Here is a 19,695-nt window from a genome sequence, read left to right on the forward strand (position 1 = left end):
TCTCCTGACCGGCCGGTAGCCTGCGCCGGTGCCCAGAACCTCGCCCCTCGACGGTGTCCGCTTCGCCTTCGGCACGCTCACGGTCTTCCCGGTCCGGGTGACGCGGTGGGACCGGGAGGCGGCGCGCGGCGGCATGCTGTGCGCGCCGCTGGCCGGTCTGGCGGTCGGCGCCGCGGCCGCCGCCTGCGGGCTGGTGCTGCTGTTGCTCGGCGCGGGCGCCCCGCTCGCCGCCGTGGCCGGCGTCGCCGTGCCGGCCGCACTGACCCGGGGGCTCCATCTGGACGGGCTGGCGGACACCGCCGACGGGCTGGGCAGCGGGAAGCCCGCCGAGGACGCGCTGCGGATCATGAAGCAGTCGGACATCGGCCCGTTCGGCGTCATCACCCTCGTCCTGGTCCTGCTCGCGCAGGCCGCCGCCCTCACCCAGGCCTACGAGGCCTCCTGGGCCCGGGGCGCGGGCGCCGCCGTCGTCTCCGCGGCCGTCGCCCGGCTGGCCCTGACGCTCGCGGCCCGGGCCGGGGTCCCGGCGGCGCGGCCGGAGGGGCTGGGGGCGGCCGTCGCGGGTGTGGTGCCGGCGCGGGCGGCGCTCGGCGCCGCGGTCGCCGTCACGGCGGTGGCGGCCGCGGCCGGTGCCGCCCTGGGGCCGTACGACGTGGTGCGTACCGCGCTGGCGGTCCTGCTCGCGCTGGCCGCCGCCGAGGCGCTGCTGCGGCACTGCACGCGGCGCTTCGGCGGGGTCACCGGGGACGTGTTCGGCGGGCTCGCGGAGACGGCGGCGACGACGGCGCTGGTCGTCCTGTCACTGGGCTGAGGGTCGCCCCGGGCTCAGCACTCCCGCCGCCAGACGCCCAGTTCGTACTTCTTGAGCAGGGAGCTCAGCCCCAGCCGGCGCGACTCGGCGCAGAAGCGCCCGGTGGGCACCTCGTACTCGACGTGGAAGACCGCCTTGCCCGCCTCGACGAACGGTTTGAGGGCAGCGCACTCGCCGTACTGGGCGCACTGTTCGTTGACCGCGAAGTCGAAGTCGCCGACCAGTTCCGGGATCTGGTCGAGGTCGTTCTTCAGCCCGACGGCCAGGCCCCGGTCGTGGGCGAGGCGGGCGATGAGGCGGTTGTAGCGGAGCTGGTCGGCGGCCGTGAGCGGGAAGCCCGTGTCGTTGCGGTAGCCGTCCATGTTGTCGGGCTCGACCGCGTCGAAGCCCTTGTCGCGGCACATGTCGATGCGGGCCGCCATGAGCGGTTCCAGGACGTCGGTGCGGCGGATGTCGAGCCAGCGCTCGCCCCGCCAGCCGTTGCCCCGGCCGAGGACCTCCTTCGGGAACTCGCCCGCGTCCGGGCGGAACCCCTCCCAGGCTCCCGTCGACAGGTAGCAGATGACCTTGCGGCCGTCGTCGTGCAGTGCGGCGACCGTGTCCGCGGAGTGGTCGAAGCCGTCGATGTCGTAGACCGGCACGTCGACGGAGGTGTCCAGGCGGCCGCTGAGCTGCCACTGCCAGGCGGTGCCGGGCCGGGGCTGCCAGCGGGGTCCGGGCTTGTCGTCGGGGGTCGCGGTGCAACCCGCGAGCAGCAGGAGCAGCAGGGCGACGGGCAGCAGCGGGCGTCTCACGAGGTGTTCTCCAGGGTGTACGGCAGGGTGCCCCAAGGATGATCCCCGGTTCCGGGCACCGCGCAGTGCACCGCCGCACCCCGCGCCCGCGCGGCACCGGCCGGGTCGGCGCCGGGCGGGACGGCGTAGAGCAGGTGGCACAGGCGTACGCCGGGGCCGCCGGGCCACGGCCGCGGGGGCAGCGCCCGGTACGCCTCCCAGGTGCCCTCGAAGGTGACCAGGACGTCGGCGATGCGGGCGTAGCAGGGGTGCGGTGCCGTGCCGTGGTTGAGGACGAGGGTGCGGCAGCCGACGCCCCAGGCCGCGACGGCGAGCCGCTGGTAGTGCCCGAACTCCCCGGGCCCGGACGGCACCTGGTCGAGGAAGGCGCCGTCGGCGCCGTACCAGTCGCGGTACCGGGTGAGGTCGCGGACGACGTCGGCGGCGGCGCGGCGGCCGTAGTCGGTGTCGGCGTACCCGAGGAGCCGCACTCCCCCGGAGGAGGGAGCCCCGGCGGCCCGCAGCCGCCCGGCGACCTCGGCGAAGGCCGGGTCGGGGCGTTGGCCGGGGCCGCTCGCCGGGTTGAGGACCACCCCGTAGAGGCGGGGCGCGGCGGCGACGATCGCGTCCCACTCCGCGGGGCGGACGGACGGGTGCTCGTAGTACGGGACCAGGAGCGTGCTCATCGGTGGGCGGTCGCCCTTCCCAGCAGGGCGCACACCACGGTGGTCTGGACGGCGGCCGCCGTGCCGTACACCACCGCGCCCGCCACGTGCGGATCGCCGGTGCGGGTGACCAGGAGCAGGGTCTGGGCGAGGGCCGCGGCGCAGCACACCGCCGCCGCGCCGGTCACCGCGCCGAACGACTGGAGCAGCAGTCCCGTCCACAGGACCACGCCCAGCAGGAGGAGCCCGGCCGTCCGCAGCCCGCCCGGCAGCGGGGCGTGCGGCCACAGGGCGGCGGCCGCGAGGGCCAGGGCGAGGAGCGCGGCGAGGTAGGCGGCCAGGCACGTGACGAGGGAGAGGACCGCCGTGCGCCGGAACTCCCGCGCGGTGCCGCTGGAGCGCAGTCCGGCGAGGCCGGCACTGCGGAAGCGGTACAGCAGCCACTCGGCGGGGCCCATGCTGAGGGTGAGCGCCACGGCCGCCGGGGCGGCGACGGCGCTGCCGGTCTCGCCGGCGAGGACGTCGCCGAGCGCCGCGTGCAGCACGAGCACGCCGGTGCCGAGGCCGAACAGGGCGTACGGCACGGACCCCGTGAGCCGGGGGCCGGCGGGGCGGCCGGGTGCGGGGGCGGTGCCGAACGCGCCGAACGGGAGCAGGGCCACCAGACCCGCGGTCCACCCGTCCGTGTCCTTCAGGGCGGGTGCCACCTCGCGCAGGCCGAGCGCCACGACCGCGGCCAGGGAGCCCAGCAGCAGGGTGAGGCCGGCGGGCCTCGGCAGCGGGACGGCCCACGACAGCACGGCGCCCGCCGCCATGGGCGCGAGGGCGGCGAGCAGGTGCCGCTCGCGGCCCATCACCAGCAGGACGGTCGCCGCGGCCAGGTAGCAGGACTGCCCGGCGGCGAAGGCGATCACGGCCGGGGCGGCGCCGCCCGCGCACACCAGGGCGACCAGGGCACCGAGCAGCGCGCCCGCCGGGGCGCCGAGCAGCAGGGCGCGACGGGCGGCCGTCCGGTCGCCCAGGCCCAGCCAGGCGTACGCGCGGTGGGCGAGGCCCTGGTTCCACGTCCAGCCGCACAGGGCGCCGGCCAGCAGCGGGACGGTACCGGCGGGGAGGCCGAGGTCGCCCGGGCCGGTGAACAGGGGCGCTCCGAGGACGTAGGCGAGGCCGGGCAGGGCGAAGACGACGCCGCGCAGCAGACAGCCGAGCAGGCCGATCCGCCAGGGGTCGGGGGCCGGGCCGTCGGGCTCGGGGTGGCGGCGTTCGACGCGGGCGCAGAGGGTCTCGGCGAGTGCGAAGGAGTCCTTCACGCCGTAGCGCTCGCGTATCTGGTCGTCGGTCAGGCCGTCGGACTCCAGCAGGGCGGCCACCTCGTCCGGGTGGACGGCGGCGGCTATGAAGTCCTCCAGGCGGCCGGCGAGTTCGTCGACCGGGTCGGGGCAGGCCCAGCTGGGGGTGCGCTGCCGGGGGACGCCGGTGAGGGCGCCGGGGCGGGAGCCCGCGGGCAGCCGGACGCCGTCGCTCACCAGTCCGCTCCGTCCGTCGCGACGGCCGCGTACCAGGGGTCGCGCAGCTCCAGCCTCCAGTCGGCGACGGTCTCCAGCGTCGGCTCGTACACCTCGTCCCCGCCCGCGAGTTCCTTGTAGATGGTGCGGAAGGCGTCCACCGAGCGGCGCAGCGTGAACCGGTCGATGACGCGCTGGCGCGACAACCTCCCGAGTTCCAGACGCCGTTCGTCGTCCTTGAGCAGGGTCAGCGCGGCGGCGGCCATCTTCTCCGGCTCGCGCGGGGGCACCACCAGGCCGGTGTCGCCGACGGCCTCGCGCACGCCGCCGACGTCCGTGGACACCGTCGTACGGCCGCACGACATGGCCTCGATGATGGAGAACGGGAAGCCCTCCGAGATCGACGACAGCATGACGAGGTGGCCGGCCGCGTAGGCCCGCCAGACCTCGCTGATGCGGCCCTCGAACGTCACGCCGTCGGTGACGCCCAGTTCGGCGGCGAGCTTCTCCAGGCGGGTGCGGTAGGCCTCGCCGCCGGGCGGGACCGGGCCGAAGAGCCTGAGCCGGGTCGCCGGGAGCTCGGCGCGCACCATCGCGTAGGCGCGGATCAGGGTCTCCAGGTCCTTGATGGGGTCGATCCGGCCGCACCAGGACAGGGTCGGGACCTCGGGCTCGGGCCCGGCGTGCGGGAAGGCGGCCGGGTCGACGCCGTTGTAGACGGTGCGGATCCTGCCGGCGTCGGCGCCGCCGCGCTCCTCCCAGCGGCGGTTGTACTGGTTGCACGGGGTGATCAGGTCCGCGGCCCGGTACCCGTGGGAGTTCAGCTCGCGGTAGAAGCCGAGCATGAACGCCTTCACGGGCCAGCGCCGGCCGTCGCTCCGGTGGCCGAGGTAGCGCTCGCGCAGGTAGATGCCGTGCTCGGTGAGCAGGAACGGCACGCCGTCCAGATGGCGGGCGGCGAGCGCGGGCAGGGTCGCCAGGCCGCTGCTGACGGCGTGTGCGACGCAGTCCTCGGGGATGCGGACGCCGAGCGGACGCAGGGCGTGCTCCAGCAGGTCGGTCGCGGTCAGCGCGTCGTGCACGGTGGGGCGGGCGGCGGCCGTCGGCAGGTGCGGCATGGTCCAGATCCACATCAGCGACCGCAGCGCCGACTCGGTGCGCAGGGCCGCCGGCAGGTAGCCGTCCCGGGCCGGTCCGGCCAGTTCGTGCAGGGACTCGCCGAAGTCGGCGTGCGAGCCGGGGTCGAGGAAGGACAGCAGGAACCGCTCGTAGGTCTCGGTGAAGCGGCGGCGGGCCCTGCCGTACGGTGGTCTGCCGCGGCCGGGGCGCGGGCCCCAGGTGGGCACCGGGGTGTGCGCGCGGACGTTGGGCGGCAGCTCCCAGGTGACGGGTTCGCGGCCGCTGCCGGTGAGCGAGACGAGGTGGAAGTCGACCTCCGGCATGCCCTTGACGAGCTGGTCGCACCAGGTGCTGACGCCGCCGTGGACGTGCGGGTAGGTGCCTTCCGTGAGCATGGTGACATGACGGCCTGTGCGCCTCATGCGGTGTTTCCCCCTGTGGTGCGGATGGTGAGCGGGGAACCGCCGACCGGATCCCGGGTGCGGGCTCGTGGTGGCTGGTCGCGCGGTTCCCCGCGCCCCTGGAAGCCTTACGGCAGCTTCAGGGTGATGGCCGACTGGAGTGCGGCCGGGGTCGTCCAGGCCGAGCGGGCTCCCGCGTACGGGGTGCCGAACGCGCTCGTGCCCAGCACGAGTTGCTTCTTCGTGCCCTCCGGGGCGGTCACCGGGATCTCGGTGCCGGAGGGGGCGGTGACGGTGACGGTGCCGCCGATCCGGTACGCCGTCACGCGGTTGCCCGCCAGGGCGGCCTGCCAGGCCGCGCGGCGCTGCAGCTCGGTGCCGACGGCGCTGTGCCGGGGGTTCTCCAGCGGGGTGTTGTCGGCGAACAGCGCCCGGTAGCCGTCGAGCACCCGCTCCATGACCGGGTAGAGCAGCCGGTCCTCGGCCAGGTTGGACTGGTGCGCGTAGTGCGGCCGGGGGTCGCCCGCGAGGACGTGCCCGAGGGCGGTGCGCGCCTCCTGCGGGACGATGTGCTCGGCGTAGCCGGTGGCGGTGTCGAGCGGCTCGTCGAGGCAGGTGGAGGCCGGGTTGTCCTCGCAGACGCCGCTGCCGCCGTCGGCCCGCGAGGTGTAGACCCAGTTGTACTCGTCGGCCATCTCGGCCGCCGTGCCCACGTTGTAGTACACGTTCATCGGGTGGCGCGGCACGGTCAGCGCCCTGCCGACGGCCCGCTGCCCGGGTTCGCGGGAGTTGTCCGAGGCGATCCACCGGACGCCGGTGTCGGCGAGGGCGCCGGCCAGGTGGGGGTTGTCCTCCGGCTGCTGGGGCAGCGTCTTCAGGCCCGAGTGCTCGCCGGTGACCAGTTCCGTGCGGTCGACGGGGAGCCCCTTGTTCACGGCCCACTCGTGGTTGTCGCGGATCTGCGCGGCGATCTCGGCGCGGCTCATGTACTTCGTCGAGCCGTCGGCGTTCTTGGCGCAGCTCCAGGGCACGGTGGAGGTGTCCTGGACGCAGCCGAGGAAGGGGTGCGTGTAGGTGTGGTTGATCCAGCGGTACTGCGCCTTGTCGGCGAGCAGCCGGTCGGTGAGGGCGTCGGTGCCGCCGTGCTGGGTCTTCCACTCCTCGCCGGAGCCGGCGTTGAAGACCATGTCCATGGTGAAGCCGTGCGCGCGCTGCCACCGCGCGGCGTAGGCGGCGTCGTCCGCGGTCATGCGGATCGGCGTGGTGCCCTCGCCGTCGCCGTCCGCGCAGTCGAAGTCGCCCGGGGTGCAGTTGCGGGCGGTGTCCCAGCGGCTGTCCGGGGCGAGGACGTCGTCGACGTGGACCGCGAAGGAGTTGCGCGTCCGGCCCAGGTGCACGCCCTGGGTGAGCCATTCGACGATGCCGCGGGCCAGCAGGCGGAACTGCTGCTGGCCGCTGTTGTAGGCGAACGTGACGACGAGTTCGCGGCGGCCGTCGTGCGCGTACTCGCCGACGAGGCTGCCGCGGCCGGTGCCGCCGGGCACGGGGATGTCGACGTAGCTGGTGTACCCGGTGCGCGGCCGGGCGACGTAGCCGTAGCTCTCCTGCACGCCGGGCGCGTTGTCCTCGAAGCGGAACGCGCCGTCGAGGTAGCCGAACCAGCCCGCCTTCCCGGCCGCGGTGACGGACGCCTCGCGCCCGTCGAGGGCGCCGGCCCAGCCGCCCTCGCTCGTGTAGTCGAGCCCGACCGCCGGGTGGGCCCAGGTGTAGGCGTCGACCTGCGGGATGCCGTAGGTGCGTTCGTAGGCCTCCAGGGCGGTCTGCTCGGCGGAGCCGGCGCCGAACGGCGCCTCGTTCGGCAGGACGACACCCTGGTACTTGGCGCGGGGCCGGCCGTCGACCGTGTCGCTCAGGAACGACTCGGTGATCGTGGGCCGGCCGGTGTCGTTCAGGTCGACCGTCGTGTACGGGACGCCGGTGCTCCTGAGCTGGGCGGCGACGGCCCGGACGGAGCTGTCGCCGTTGTCGACCACGAGCACCCTCAGGTCGACGCGCGGGTCCTCGGCGGCCGCCGCCCCCGGGGCCACCGCCGCTGCCGTGATCATGCCTGCCGCCGTCACCGCGGCGGCCGTGTTTCTCCAATTACGCGCGCGCAGCGCCATGGTGCCTCCCCCAGAGAACTCCCGGGCCCTCCTCACGGCCGGACGCGCGGCCGGGCGTACGGCCGGCTCGGCCGACGCGGGGCCGAGCACGCGTTGCCGGGCCGGGGAGGAATCGCGGGAATCACGCAAAGCGGTGAGCAGGGCGCTCACCGGATCTCGACGAGTGTGACTCAGTTCACCGGTGTGAGGGATCAAGAAATGGCCACTACGCCACCCACAGGTGAACGCCCGCAGGAATGAGCGAACCGGGCCACGCGCGTAGTCTCGTCGTCGAGTGTTCGCCGCACCGGGAAAGGCCCCGTGAGACCTGCTCGCCGAGGTCCGCATAGGGTCGGCTGTCGGGCCCGGTCGACCCACACCGTTCGACCATCGCAACTTCACATCGGAAGCGAGATTTCACCACCGTGACTGCTCTCACTCTCAGCACCGCCGCGGCGCCCGGTCTGCGGGCCGACGCGATCGTGATCGGTGTCGCCAAGGGAGCCAAGGGGCCGGTCGTCGCACCGGGCGCCGAGGCCGTGGACAAGGCGTACGACGGCAGGCTCGCCGGCGTCCTGGAGACGCTCGGCGCCTCCGGTGCCGAGGGCGAGGTGACGAAGCTCCCGGCACCCTCCGGCTTCAAGGCACCGCTCGTGCTGGCGGTGGGCCTGGGCGCGGTGCCCGAGAAGGACGCCGGCTACGACGCCGAGGCGCTGCGCAAGGCGGCCGGCGTCGCCGCCCGTACCCTGGCCGGCGCCAAGAAGGCCGCCTTCGCCCTGCCGGTGGCCGACGCCGCCGACGCCGGTGCGATCGGGGAGGGCGCGCTGCTCGGCGCGTACTCCTTCGACGCGTACAAGGACAACGGCAAGGACCCCAAGGCGAGGAACGGCAAGGCCCCGCTCGCCGAGGTCGCCGTGCTCGGCGGCAAGCCCCGCGACAAGGCGTACAAGGCCGCGGTCGAGCGCGCCGTCGCCCTCTCCGAGGAGCTCAACCGCGCCCGCGACCTGGTCAACACCCCGCCGAACGACCTGAACCCGGAGTCCTTCGCCGCTATCGCCCAGGCCGCGGCCAAGGAGCACGGCATCAAGGTGCAGGTGCTCGACGAGAAGGCCCTGGCCAAGGGCGGCTACGGCGGCATCCTCGGGGTCGGGGCCGGCTCGGCCGCGGGCCCGCGCCTGGTGAAGCTGTCGTACACCTCCTCCCGGGCGAAGAAGCACCTCGCCTTCGTCGGCAAGGGCATCACGTACGACTCGGGCGGCATCTCGCTGAAGCCGGCCGGCCACAACGAGACGATGAAGTGCGACATGAGCGGTGCGGCCGCGGTGTTCGCCGCGGTCGTCGCCGCCGCGCGGCTCGGCCTGGAGGTCAACGTCACCGGCTGGCTGGCCCTGGCCGAGAACATGCCGTCCGGGTCGGCGACCCGTCCGGGTGACGTGCTGCGGATGTACAGCGGCAAGACGGTGGAGGTGCTCAACACCGACGCCGAGGGCCGGCTGGTGCTCGCCGACGCGCTGTGGGCCGCGTCGCAGGAGAAGCCGGACGCGATCGTGGACGTGGCGACGCTGACCGGGGCGATGGTGCTGGCGCTCGGCAGCCGGACCTTCGGGATCATGGGCAACGACGACGCGTTCCGCACGGCGCTGTACGAGGCGGCGGAGGAGGTCGGGGAGCCGGCGTGGCCGATGCCGCTGCCGGAGCACCTGCGCAAGGGCATGGACTCCCCGACGGCCGACATCGCGAACATGGGCGAGCGGATGGGCGGCGGACTGGTCGCCGGTCTGTTCCTGCGCGAGTTCGTGGGCGAGGGCATCACCTGGGCGCACCTCGACATCGCCGGTCCGGCCTTCAACGAGGGCGGGCCGTTCGGGTACACGCCGAAGGGCGGCACGGGCAGTGGCGTGCGGACGCTGGTGCGGCTGGCCGAGCTGACGGCCGCGGGCGATCTGGGCTGACCTCCGCCTGAGAGCCCGGTCTCGCCGGTTGTGCGGCGGGACCGGGGGCGTGGGGAGCTGGTCGGGCAGTTCCCCACGCCCCTTCGGGCGCGGCTCAGGTGAACGTGGGGCGTCTCACACAGCAGCCCCGCGTCTCCTTGTGTGCTGACAAGTGCGAAGATGGGGCTCGGCAGGACAGGGCCCCACCGAAGGGCCGAAGAACGAGCGGCCGGACACCAGCCGCCTGCCGGTCAGTGAAGACCGGCTCACGGCGCACATGCATGGAGGACGTGACGTGGCGAACGACGCCAGCACCGTTTTCGACCTAGTGATCCTCGGCGGTGGCAGCGGTGGTTACGCCGCGGCCCTGCGCGGGGCGCAGCTGGGCCTGGACGTCGCCCTGATCGAGAAGGACAAGGTCGGCGGCACCTGCCTGCACCGGGGCTGCATCCCCACCAAGGCCCTGCTGCACGCGGGCGAGATCGCCGACCAGGCCCGCGAGAGCGAGCAGTTCGGTGTGAAGGCCACCCTCGAGGGCATCGACATCGCGGGTGTCCACAAGTACAAGGACGGCGTGGTCGCGGGCCTGTACAAGGGCCTGCAGGGCCTGATCGCCTCCCGGAAGGTGACGTACATCGAGGGCGAGGGCCGTCTGTCCTCCCCGACCTCCGTCGACGTGAACGGCCGCCGCGTCGAGGGCCGCCACGTGCTGCTGGCGACCGGCTCCGTGCCGAAGTCGCTGCCGGGCCTGAACATCGACGGCGACCGGATCATCTCCTCCGACCACGCCCTCGTGCTGGACCGCGTGCCGAAGTCCGCGATCATCCTGGGCGGCGGCGTCATCGGCGTCGAGTTCGCCTCCGCGTGGAAGTCCTTCGGCACCGACGTCACGATCGTCGAGGGCCTGAAGCACCTCGTCCCGGTCGAGGACGAGAACAGCTCGAAGCTGCTGGAGCGCGCCTTCCGCAAGCGCGGTATCAAGTTCAACCTGGGCACCTTCTTCGAGAAGGCCGAGTACACCCAGGACGGCGTCAAGGTCACCCTCGCCGACGGCAAGGAGTTCGAGGCCGAGATCCTGCTCGTCGCCATCGGCCGCGGCCCGGTCTCCCAGGGCCTGGGCTACGAGGAGCAGGGCGTCGCCATGGACCGCGGCTACGTCCTGGTCGACGAGTACATGCGCACGAACGTGCCGACCATCTCCGCCGTCGGTGACCTGGTCCCGACCCTCCAGCTCGCGCACGTCGGCTTCGCCGAGGGCATCCTGGTGGCGGAGCGTCTGGCCGGTCTGAAGACCGTCCCGATCGACTACGACGGCGTCCCGCGGGTGACGTACTGCCACCCGGAGGTCGCCTCCGTCGGCATCACCGAGGCCAAGGCCAAGGAGATCTACGGCGCGGACAAGGTCGTCGCTCTGAAGTACAACCTCGCGGGCAACGGCAGGAGCAAGATCCTGAACACCGCGGGCGAGATCAAGCTCGTCCAGGTCAAGGACGGTGCCGTGGTCGGCGTCCACATGGTCGGCGACCGCATGGGCGAGCAGGTCGGCGAAGCCCAGCTGATCTACAACTGGGAGGCGCTGCCCGCCGAGGTGGCGCAGCTGATCCACGCCCACCCGACGCAGAACGAGGCGCTCGGCGAGGCCCACCTGGCCCTGGCCGGCAAGCCCCTCCACGCGCACGACTGACCCCTCGGTCGACGAACGCGACGACACAGACTTCCGCACTTTCCGTAAGGAGCAACCGAAACCATGGCGGTTTCCGTAACCCTTCCGGCGCTCGGCGAGAGCGTCACCGAGGGCACCGTCACCCGCTGGCTGAAGGCCGAGGGTGAGCGCGTCGAGGCCGACGAGCCGCTGCTCGAGGTCTCCACCGACAAGGTCGACACCGAGATCCCCTCCCCCGCCTCCGGCGTGCTGTCCTCCATCAAGGTCGCCGAGGACGAGACCGTCGAGGTCGGCGCCGAGCTGGCGCTGATCGACGACGGCTCCGGCGCCCCCGCGGCCGAGGAGGCCCCGGCCGCCGAGCAGGCCCCGGCCGCCGAGCAGGCCCCGCAGGCCGAGCAGGTCGCCGAGCCCGCCCCGGAGCCGGCCGCGGCCGCCCCCTCCACCGAGCAGGCCGCCCCGGCGCCCGCCCCGACCGCCGACGCCGCCGCCGGCGGCGGCTCCGCCGAGGGCACGGACGTCGTCCTGCCCGCGCTCGGCGAGTCCGTCACCGAGGGCACCGTCACCCGCTGGCTGAAGTCGGTCGGCGACACGGTCGAGGCCGACGAGCCGCTGCTGGAGGTGTCGACGGACAAGGTCGACACCGAGATCCCCGCCCCGGCCTCCGGCACGCTGCTGGAGATCGTCGTCAACGAGGACGAGACCGCCGAGGTGGGCGCCAAGCTCGCCGTCATCGGCGAGGCGGGTGCCGCTCCGGCCGCCGCCCCCGCGCAGGAGGCCCCGGCCGCCCCGGCCCAGCCCGAGCCCACCCCGGCTCCGGCCCAGCCCGAGCCCACCCCGGCCCCGGCGCCGCAGCAGCCCGCCCCGGCCCAGCAGGCCCCCGCCCCGCAGGCTCCGGCTCCGCAGGCCCCCTCGGCTCCGGCCCCGCAGCAGCAGACCACCCCGGCCCCCGAGCCGGTCCCGTCCGCTCCCGCGCCCGCCCCGGCTCCGGCCCAGGCCCCGGCCGCTCCGGCCGCCGCCAAGCCGGCCGACGACGGTGCCTACGTCACCCCGCTGGTGCGCAAGCTCGCCGCCGAGCAGGGCGTCGACCTGTCCACCGTCAAGGGCACGGGCGTCGGCGGCCGCATCCGCAAGCAGGACGTCGTCGCCGCCGCGGAGGCCGCCAAGGCCGCCTCGGCTGCCCCGGCTCCGGCCGCCGCGGCCGCTCCGGCAGCGAAGAAGGCCCCCTCCCTGGAGGCCTCCCCGCTGCGCGGCCAGACGGTCAAGATGCCGCGGATCCGCAAGGTCATCGGCGACAACATGGTCAAGGCCCTGCACGAGCAGGCCCAGCTGTCCTCGGTCGTCGAGGTCGACGTCACCCGCCTGATGAAGCTGCGCGCCCGTGCCAAGGACGCGTTCGCGGCCCGTGAGGGCGTCAAGCTCTCCCCGATGCCGTTCTTCGTCAAGGCCGCGGCCCAGGCGCTGAAGGCGCACGCGCCGATCAACGCCCGGATCAACGAGGCCGAGGGGACCATCACCTACTTCGACACCGAGCACATCGGTATCGCGGTGGACTCCGAGAAGGGCCTGATGACCCCGGTCATCAAGAACGCCGGCGACCTCAACCTGGCCGGCATCGCCAAGGCCACGGCGGAGCTCGCGGGCAAGGTCCGGGCCAGCAAGATCACCCCGGACGAGCTGTCCGGCGCGACCTTCACCATCTCCAACACCGGGTCGCGCGGCGCGCTCTTCGACACGATCATCGTGCCGCCGGGCCAGGTCGCCATCCTCGGCATCGGCGCCACGGTCAAGCGCCCGGCCGTCATCGACACCGAGGACGGCCCCGTCATCGGCGTCCGGGACATGACGTACCTGACGCTGTCCTACGACCACCGCCTGGTGGACGGCGCCGACGCCGCCCGCTACCTGACGGCGGTCAAGGCCATCCTGGAGGCCGGCGAGTTCGAGGTCGAGCTCGGCCTCTGACCTTCGGTTCCACGGCTGTACGGTGCCCCGTCCGATCCCCCGGGCGGGGCATCGTCGTACCCGAGGGGCGCGGGGCCGTGACATGTGCGGCTCCGCCGCGGTGGGCGCGACGAGCCACGGACGGCCGGCCGCCGCCCACGCGCGGAGCAGCCCGAGTCCCAGGCGCCACACACACCGTGTGCAACATGTCTCACCTGCGTGCGAGCACGCTCGTCGGTCTCACCCGCACGGCGAACCGGCCGTATTGTCTAAGCGTCGATCGACCGAGGAGCCCTCATGACCGCGCCCGTCATCCACTCGCTGCGCGAACAGATCCGCGAGCACATCCTGGAAGGGATCATCAGCGGGCGCTGGCAGCCGGGCGAGCGGATCGTCGAGCGGCGGATCGCCACGGAGCTGGAGGTCAGCCAGACCCCGGTCCGCGAGGCCCTGCGCGAGCTGGAGTCGCTGCGGCTGATCGAGTCCGCCCCGAACAAGGGCGTGCGCGTGCGGAACCTGACGGCCGCCGACCTGGAGGAGAGCTACCCGGTCCGGGCCGGTCTGGAGGCCATCGCGGCCGAACTCGCCGCCCCCACCCTCGCCGAGAACTGCTCGGCGCTGGAACCCCACGTCAGCGCCCTGTACGAGGCCGACCGCATCTCCGACGGCACGGCCCAGGTCCGGCACACCGTCGCCTTCCACCGCGAGCTGGTCCGCGCCGCCGGCAACTCCGTGCTGCTGCACACCTGGGAGGGCCTGGGCATCGAGGTGTTCACGGCCCTGTCCATCCGCTGGCTGGGCACCCAGCAGCAGTCGTACGCGGAGGAGCACGAGGAGCTGGTCGCCGCCTTCAAGCGCCGTGACCCCCGGATCGCGGAACTCGTGAAGGCGCATGTCCTGGGCTGCGCGCCCCGGGCGTGACACCCGAGCGCGGTCCCGCTCAAACGCCTCCGACCTGCGAAAACCGGGCCGGAATCCGTCACCGCGTGCCACGGCCGAAGGCACCCCGTGCCTACTTTCTCGTGATCAGAAGGTTTTCGCCCTCAACCCTTTGATCGATCATCGATCAGGGAGTTACAGTCGCCGACGGGCTTGCCACCCGAGCCCCAGCCCTGTCCTGCCAAAGACCAAGGGCACCCCCGATCCCCTTACGTGAGGGAACCCCCTTCGACTGAGGAAGGCGGCGACATGACCGACCCCAACGCCATCCAGCCGAGCGAGCTCGACCAGCTCCCCGACCGGGACCCGGAGGAGACCGCCGAATGGCAGGCCTCCCTGGACGCGGTCGCCAAGGCAGCCGGGCCGCACCGTGCCGCGTACCTGATGCGCCGCACGCTGGAGCGCGCCGAGGGCGCCGGCATCGCGCTGCCGAAGCTCCTCGAGACCGACTACGTCAACTCCATCCCCACCTCCGCCGAGCCGGACGTGCCCGGTGACGAGGCGATGGAGCAGCGGATCACCGCGTGGAACCGCTGGAACGCGGCCGCGATGGTGACCCGCGGCAGCAAGTACGGCGTCGGCGGCCACATCGCCACCTTCGCCTCCGCCGCCTGGCTCTACGAGACCGGCTTCAACCACTTCTTCAAGGGCAAGGAGGCCGACGGCTCCGGCGACCAGCTCTACATCCAGGGCCACGCCTCCCCCGGCATCTACGCCCGCGCGTTCCTCGACGGCCGGCTCAGCGAGCAGCAGCTCGACAACTTCCGCCGCGAGTCGGGCGGCGACGGCCTGCCCTCCTACCCGCACCCGCGCCGCCTGCCCTGGCTGTGGGAGTTCCCGACGGTCTCCATGGGCCTCGGCCCGCTGTCGGCCATCTACCAGGCGCGCTTCAACCGCTACCTGACCAACCGCGGCATCAAGGACACCTCCGCCTCGCACGTGTGGGCGTTCCTCGGCGACGGCGAGATGGACGAGCCCGAGTCGACGGCGGCCCTGGCGCTCGCGGCCCGTGAGGAGCTGGACAACCTCACGTTCGTCATCAACTGCAACCTGCAGCGCCTGGACGGCCCGGTCCGCGCCAACTTCAAGATCGTTCAGGAGCTGGAGGCCCAGTTCCGCGGCGCCGGCTGGAACGTGATCAAGACGCTGTGGGGCACGGCCTGGGACGAGCTGTTCCGGCTCGACACCACGGGCGCGCTGGTACGCCGGCTGCGCCAGGTACCGGACGCGCAGATCCAGACGTACCAGACGCGCGACGCGGCCTACATCCGCCAGGACTTCTTCGGCGCCGACCCGGCGCTGGCGGAGATGGCGAAGCTGCTGAGCGACGACAAGATCCTGGAGTGCTTCCACCTCTCGCGCGGCGGTCACGAGGCGCGCAAGGTGTACGCCGCGTACAAGGCGGCCGTCGAGCACAAGGGCGCGCCGACCGTGATCCTGGCCCAGACGGTCAAGGGCCACACCCTCGGCGAGGGCTTCGCGTCGAAGAACGCCAACCACCAGATGAAGAAGCTCTCGGTGGACGAGTTCAAGAACATGCGCGACCTGCTCGGCCTGCCGATCAAGGACAGCGACTTCGTGGACGGCGTGGTCCCCTACGGCCACCCCGGCGCCGACTCCCCCGAGGTGCGCTACCTCCAGGAGCGGCGTGCCGCCCTCGGCGGTCCGGCCCCGGCCCGTCGTGTGCACCCGGTCGCGCCGCTGCCCGCCCCGGCGGAGAAGGCGTTCGCCTCCTTCGACAAGGGCTCCGGCTCGCAGAACGTGGCCACCACCATGGCGTTCGTCCGCCTGGTCAAGGACCTGGTCCGCGACAAGGAGACCGGCAGGCGCTGGGTGCCGATCGTCCCGGACGAGGCGCGCACCTTCGGCATGGAGTCGCTGTTCCCCTCGCTCGGCATCTACTCGCCCAAGGGCCAGACGTACGAGCCGGTCGACCGCGACCAGCTGATGTACTACAAGGAGGCCAAGAACGGCCAGATCCTCAACGAGGGGATCACCGAGGCCGGTTCGATGGCCGACTTCATCGCCGCTTCGACGTCGTACGCGACGCACGGCGAGGCGATGATCCCGTTCTACATCTTCTACTCGATGTTCGGCTGGCAGCGCACGGCCGACCAGATGTGGCAGCTCGGCGACCAGCTCGGCCGCGGCTTCCTCATCGGCGCCACGGCCGGCCGCACCACGCTCACCGGTGAGGGCCTGCAGCACGCCGACGGCCACTCCCCCGTCATCGCCGCGACCAACCCGGCGGCCCTGACCTACGACCCGGCGTTCGCGTACGAGGTCGCGGCCATCGTCAAGGAGGGGCTGCGCCGGATGTACGGCGAGGCCGCCCCGGGCGAGGACCAGGACGTCTTCTACTACCTGACCGTCTACAACGAGCCGCTGCCGCAGCCCGCGAAGCCGTCCGTCGCCGGGATCGACGAGGGCATCGTCAAGGGCCTGTACCGCTTCAACACGGCGGAGTCGGCGGGCGTGGCCGTGCCGGCGAACGCCCCGCGGATCCAGCTGCTCGGCTCCGGTACGGCCATCCACTGGGCGCTCAAGGCGCAGCGGCTGCTGGCCGAGGAGTGGGGCGTGGCGGCCGACGTGTGGTCGGCGACGTCCTGGAGCGAGCTGCGACGCGACGCCCTCGAGGCGGACGAGGCCGGCTTGCGCGGCGAGGAGCGGGTGCCGTTCGTGCGCCAGGCGCTGCAGGGCGCCGAGGGCCCGGTGCTGGCGGTCTCCGACTACATGCGCCAGGTCCCCGACCAGATCGCGCAGTGGGTCGAGCAGGACTGGTCCTCGCTGGGCGCCGACGGCTTCGGCCTGTCGGACACCCGCGAGGCGGCCCGCCGCCACTTCGGTGTCGACGCCGAGTCCATCGTCGTCGCGGCCCTGGCCCAGCTCGCCAAGCGCGGTGAGGTCAGGGCGGCATCCGTGAAGGAAGCGCGCGAGAAGTACGGTCTGTGAATCCTCCCCTGAGCACGGACCGTTGATCGGCAGGCCCCCGCCCCGGCGGGGGCCTGCTGCATGATGTGGCCATGCGCGCTGCCCGGCTGATCAAGATGGTGTTGCTCCTCCAGTCCCGGCCCTCCATGACGGCCGCCGAGCTCGCCCGGGAGCTGGAGGTGTCGGAGCGGACGGTGACGCGGGACGCGCAGGCGCTGTCGGAGGCGGGCGTGCCGGTCTACGCCGACCGGGGCCGGGCGGGCGGCTACCGGCTGGTCGGCGGGTACCGGACGCGGCTGACCGGGCTGCACCGCGGCGAGGCGGAGGCGCTGTTCCTGTCCGGGGTGCCGGGGGCGCTGCGCGAGATGGGTCTGGAGGACGCGGCCTCGGCGGCCCGGCTGAAGGTGTCGGCGGCGCTGCTGCCCTCCCTGCGGGACGCCTCCCGGACGGCGGCGCAGCGGTTCCACCTGGACGCGCCGAACTGGTTCAAGGAGCCGGAGACGCCCGCGCTGCTGCCGGCGGTCGCGGACGCGGTGTGGGACGACCGGCGGATCAGCGCCCGCTACCGGCGCGGCGAGGAGGAGGTCCCGCGGGAGCTGGAGCCGTACGGGCTCGTGCTGAAGGCGGGCGTGTGGTACCTGTGCGCGCGGGTGGCCGGGGGCGCGTCCTTCCGGGTGTACCGGATCGACCGGTTCACGGCGGTGGAGCCTGGTGAGGAGCGCTTCGAGCGGGAGCCGGAGTTCGACCTGCCCGCCTTCTGGGAGGAGCGGGCGGAGCAGTTCGCGCGGTCCATCCTGCGGGCGCGGGTGGTGGTGCGGCTCTCCCCCGAGGGCGTGCGCAGGCTGCCGTACGCGCTGGACTCGCTGTCGGCCCGGGAGGCCCTGGCCGAGGCGGGGGCGCCGGACGGCGACGGGTGGGTGACGGTGGATCTGCCGGTGGAGTCCGAGGAGGTCGCCCACACCCAGCTGGCGGCGCTGGGCCCGGAGGTGGAGGTGCTGGCGCCCGAGGGCCTGCGGGAGCGGTTCGCGGCGGACGCGGCGCGGCTGGCCCGCCTCTACCGGCCCGCCGGCGGCGCATAACGATCCCGCGCACTCCGGGTGCGCCCCCGTGCCCCAGGGCCGATGCTTGACCCGTGATGGACGAGACGGAGTTCTGGGAGCTGGTGGACGACGCCCGGGAGGCCGCCGAGGGCGACCCGGAGGAGCAGGCGGACCTGCTCGTGGAGCGGCTCGCCCGGCTGGACCCGGACTCGGTCCTGGACTTCGCCCGGCACTTCGAGTCCCGCTACAACCGCGCCTACCGCTGGGACCTGTGGGGCGCGGCCTGGGTCCTGCTCGACGGGGCCAGCGACGACGCCTTCGACTTCTTCCGGTGCTGGCTGATCGGGCAGGGCCGGGAGGTCTTCGAGGGCGCCCTGCACGACCCGGACGCGCTCGCCGACCTCCTGGGCGACTTCGACGAGGAGATCGACGGCGACGGCGAGGAACTCGGCTACGCGGCGGACGAGGCCTACGAGCAGCTCACCGGCGTGGTCGCACCCGACCTGGAGATCCCGCCCCCGCCGGCGGAACCGGAGGGCACCCCGCTCGACTTCGAGGACGAGCGCCTGCTCGCCGAGCGCTATCCGCGGCTGTGGGAGCGCTTCAGGGGGTGATCAGACGCCCCGGCGGCGGCTGGTGCCGGACGGGAGGTACGCCTGCGTCCGCTCCGCCCGCACGGCCTGGTGCAGCGGGGCCGCGTTGGCCCGGCCGAGGGCGGAGGCGGTGACCGCGGCCGGTCCGAGGACGACGGTCGCGACCGCGCAGAGCACCGCCCAGGGGCCCCGGGCGGCTTCCCGGGTGCGTGCCGCCGCGTCCCGCGAGCCGTCGCCGCCGTTCATGGTCCCCACCTCCGGCCGGCCGGCTGTGGGGACGACGGCAGGGACGGATGTGACGACACCGCGCGTTCGCTGTGGTCCCGCTGTGCGTGGGCGGGCCGGCCCTGGAGGCGGGCCGCGAGCCGCCGGATCTCGGGCAGGCGGGCGTGCAGGGCGGCGCCCGGGCAGCTGGTCATGTAGCCGTCGTTGTGGCCGGCCACGGCGGGCAGCCGGGCGGTGGTGCCGGCCGCGTAGCGGCTCAGCCCGTTGCTGGAGACCAGGCGGACGCCGGCCCGCGGGTCGGTTCCGGTCAGGCCCAGCTTCCAGGCGGACAGCGCGGCGATGGCGTGGATCATGGCCCGGGGCACGGGCAGGCCCGCGGTGAAGGTGCCGAGGGCGGCGATGCCGGTGGTGCGGTGGTTGAAGCCCTGGGTGTGGGCGCCGGTGACGGCCTTCTCGACGCCCCCGGCGCGGCCCTCGTAGATGGTGCCGCAGCGGTCGACGACGAAGTTGTAGCCGATGTCGTCCCAGTCGCGGCTGCCGGTCTGGCCGGTGTAGAGGTCGCGGATGATGCGGGGCGCGTCGGCGCAGTCGTAGCCGTTGGGCGAGTCGGTGTGGTGGACGAAGACGGCGGCGACCCGGTCGTCGTAGCGCGGGCGGGGCTGCTGCCGGGCGGCGTCGCCCAGCCAGTGGGCGCGCGGCACGATGGGCGGACGCGGGGCGGCGTACGGCGTGGCGGCACGGTCCGGGGCGGCGCGGGGGGCGGTCTCGGCGGCGGTCTCGACGCCGTGGGCGCACAGGAACAGCGCGACGACGGCGGCCACGCCCGGCAGGCAGCCGAGGGCCGCCCGGGCCGCGTGCGGCATACCGGCCGTGCCGGGTGTCCCGGCGGCGCGGCGCCCCGGTGCACCCCGCCGTCCTCGGTAGACACGCATGGTCCCACTGTCGGACCGATCCGGTCCGTCCGCGATGTGTGATGTGCCACCCGGTGGAACCATCGTCACGGTCCGCAACGTTTTT

General features: G+C 73.6%; 15 protein-coding genes. 8 read left to right on the top strand and 7 right to left on the bottom strand.

Translation table 11 applies throughout. The features are described from left to right. Positions 1-28 precede the first annotated feature (28 nt). Positions 29-811 (top strand): adenosylcobinamide-GDP ribazoletransferase, encoded by a 783-nt coding sequence (locus AC07DA_RS10355; protein ID WP_479126438.1) that lies wholly within the window; start codon positions 29-31, stop codon positions 809-811. Between the two features lie 14 nt (positions 812-825). On the opposite strand, the gene AC07DA_RS10360 is transcribed toward AC07DA_RS10355, so the two are convergent. The 5 genes from AC07DA_RS10360 to AC07DA_RS10380 all read right to left on the bottom strand — a co-directional run bounded on the left by AC07DA_RS10360 (position 826) and on the right by AC07DA_RS10380 (position 7,379). Beyond that, a complete protein-coding gene (locus AC07DA_RS10360; protein ID WP_479126440.1) occupies positions 826-1,605 on the bottom strand; it encodes an endo alpha-1,4 polygalactosaminidase in 780 nt (259 codons plus the stop codon). Beyond that, the gene (locus AC07DA_RS10365) at positions 1,602-2,270 is read right to left on the bottom strand and encodes a spherulation-specific family 4 protein (RefSeq protein ID WP_479126442.1); all 669 of its coding nucleotides are present in this window, start codon (positions 2,268-2,270) and stop codon (positions 1,602-1,604) included. The genes AC07DA_RS10360 and AC07DA_RS10365 overlap by 4 nt, the downstream gene beginning before the upstream one ends. After that, positions 2,267-3,775 carry a hypothetical protein gene (locus AC07DA_RS10370; RefSeq protein WP_479126444.1) on the bottom strand — a complete coding sequence of 503 codons (1,509 nt, stop codon included), beginning with the start codon at positions 3,773-3,775 and terminating at the stop codon, positions 2,267-2,269. The genes AC07DA_RS10365 and AC07DA_RS10370 overlap by 4 nt, the downstream gene beginning before the upstream one ends. Next, complete coding sequence (gene pelF / locus AC07DA_RS10375) at positions 3,772-5,295, bottom strand: GT4 family glycosyltransferase PelF (protein WP_479126446.1); 1,524 nt, start codon at positions 5,293-5,295, stop codon at positions 3,772-3,774. The genes AC07DA_RS10370 and pelF overlap by 4 nt, the downstream gene beginning before the upstream one ends. A gap of 107 nt (positions 5,296-5,402) precedes the next feature. After that, a complete protein-coding gene (locus AC07DA_RS10380; RefSeq protein ID WP_479126448.1) occupies positions 5,403-7,379 on the bottom strand; it encodes a hypothetical protein in 1,977 nt (658 codons plus the stop codon). A gap of 461 nt (positions 7,380-7,840) precedes the next feature. Between AC07DA_RS10380 and AC07DA_RS10385 the strand changes: the two genes are divergently transcribed. The 7 genes from AC07DA_RS10385 (at position 7,841) to AC07DA_RS10415 (ending at position 18,474) form a co-directional block, all read left to right on the top strand. Beyond that, complete coding sequence (locus AC07DA_RS10385) at positions 7,841-9,367, top strand: leucyl aminopeptidase (protein WP_479126450.1); 1,527 nt, start codon at positions 7,841-7,843, stop codon at positions 9,365-9,367. Positions 9,368-9,641: 274 nt separating this feature from the next. Then, a complete protein-coding gene (lpdA, locus tag AC07DA_RS10390) occupies positions 9,642-11,030 on the top strand; it encodes a dihydrolipoyl dehydrogenase (protein WP_479126452.1) in 1,389 nt (462 codons plus the stop codon). A gap of 63 nt (positions 11,031-11,093) precedes the next feature. Beyond that, positions 11,094-12,971 carry a 2-oxoglutarate dehydrogenase, E2 component, dihydrolipoamide succinyltransferase gene (gene sucB, locus AC07DA_RS10395; protein ID WP_479126454.1) on the top strand — a complete coding sequence of 626 codons (1,878 nt, stop codon included), beginning with the start codon at positions 11,094-11,096 and terminating at the stop codon, positions 12,969-12,971. A gap of 276 nt (positions 12,972-13,247) precedes the next feature. Beyond that, the gene (locus AC07DA_RS10400; protein ID WP_479126456.1) at positions 13,248-13,871 is read left to right on the top strand and encodes a GntR family transcriptional regulator; all 624 of its coding nucleotides are present in this window, start codon (positions 13,248-13,250) and stop codon (positions 13,869-13,871) included. A gap of 267 nt (positions 13,872-14,138) precedes the next feature. Continuing rightward, the gene (gene aceE / locus AC07DA_RS10405) at positions 14,139-16,841 is read left to right on the top strand and encodes a pyruvate dehydrogenase (acetyl-transferring), homodimeric type (protein ID WP_479126458.1); all 2,703 of its coding nucleotides are present in this window, start codon (positions 14,139-14,141) and stop codon (positions 16,839-16,841) included. A 71-nt stretch (positions 16,842-16,912) separates the two neighbouring features. Next, entirely contained in the window at positions 16,913-17,899 is a 987-nt protein-coding gene (locus AC07DA_RS10410; RefSeq protein WP_479126460.1) for a helix-turn-helix transcriptional regulator, read from the top strand. Positions 17,900-17,955: 56 nt separating this feature from the next. After that, complete coding sequence (locus AC07DA_RS10415) at positions 17,956-18,474, top strand: DUF4240 domain-containing protein (protein ID WP_351358093.1); 519 nt, start codon at positions 17,956-17,958, stop codon at positions 18,472-18,474. On the opposite strand, the gene AC07DA_RS10420 is transcribed toward AC07DA_RS10415, so the two are convergent. Then, a complete protein-coding gene (locus tag AC07DA_RS10420; protein ID WP_479126462.1) occupies positions 18,475-18,699 on the bottom strand; it encodes a hypothetical protein in 225 nt (74 codons plus the stop codon). Then, positions 18,696-19,541: a peptidoglycan recognition protein family protein gene (locus AC07DA_RS10425; protein ID WP_479126723.1), complete on the bottom strand. Its 846-nt coding sequence runs from the start codon at positions 19,539-19,541 to the stop codon at positions 18,696-18,698. Before AC07DA_RS10425 ends, AC07DA_RS10420 begins: the two co-directional genes overlap by 4 nt. Positions 19,542-19,695 lie beyond the last annotated feature (154 nt).

This window comes from Streptomyces sp. NPDC044921 (assembly GCF_056432865.1).

What these genes read in the sequence shown, in the direction of transcription:
- AC07DA_RS10365 (WP_479126442.1), bottom strand. Translation starts at nt 2,270, where the DNA reads ATGAGCACGCTCCTGGTCCCGTACTACGAGCACCCGTCCGTCCGCCCC.
- pelF (WP_479126446.1), bottom strand. Translation starts at nt 5,295, where the DNA reads ATGAGGCGCACAGGCCGTCATGTCACCATGCTCACGGAAGGCACCTAC.
- AC07DA_RS10380 (WP_479126448.1), bottom strand. Translation starts at nt 7,379, where the DNA reads ATGATCACGGCAGCGGCGGTGGCCCCGGGGGCGGCGGCCGCCGAGGAC.
- sucB (WP_479126454.1), top strand. Translation starts at nt 11,094, where the DNA reads ATGGCGGTTTCCGTAACCCTTCCGGCGCTCGGCGAGAGCGTCACCGAG.
- AC07DA_RS10400 (WP_479126456.1), top strand. Translation starts at nt 13,248, where the DNA reads ATGACCGCGCCCGTCATCCACTCGCTGCGCGAACAGATCCGCGAGCAC.
- aceE (WP_479126458.1), top strand. Translation starts at nt 14,139, where the DNA reads ATGACCGACCCCAACGCCATCCAGCCGAGCGAGCTCGACCAGCTCCCC.
- AC07DA_RS10410 (WP_479126460.1), top strand. Translation starts at nt 16,913, where the DNA reads ATGCGCGCTGCCCGGCTGATCAAGATGGTGTTGCTCCTCCAGTCCCGG.
- AC07DA_RS10415 (WP_351358093.1), top strand. Translation starts at nt 17,956, where the DNA reads ATGGACGAGACGGAGTTCTGGGAGCTGGTGGACGACGCCCGGGAGGCC.
- AC07DA_RS10420 (WP_479126462.1), bottom strand. Translation starts at nt 18,699, where the DNA reads ATGAACGGCGGCGACGGCTCGCGGGACGCGGCGGCACGCACCCGGGAA.
- AC07DA_RS10425 (WP_479126723.1), bottom strand. Translation starts at nt 19,541, where the DNA reads ATGCCGCACGCGGCCCGGGCGGCCCTCGGCTGCCTGCCGGGCGTGGCC.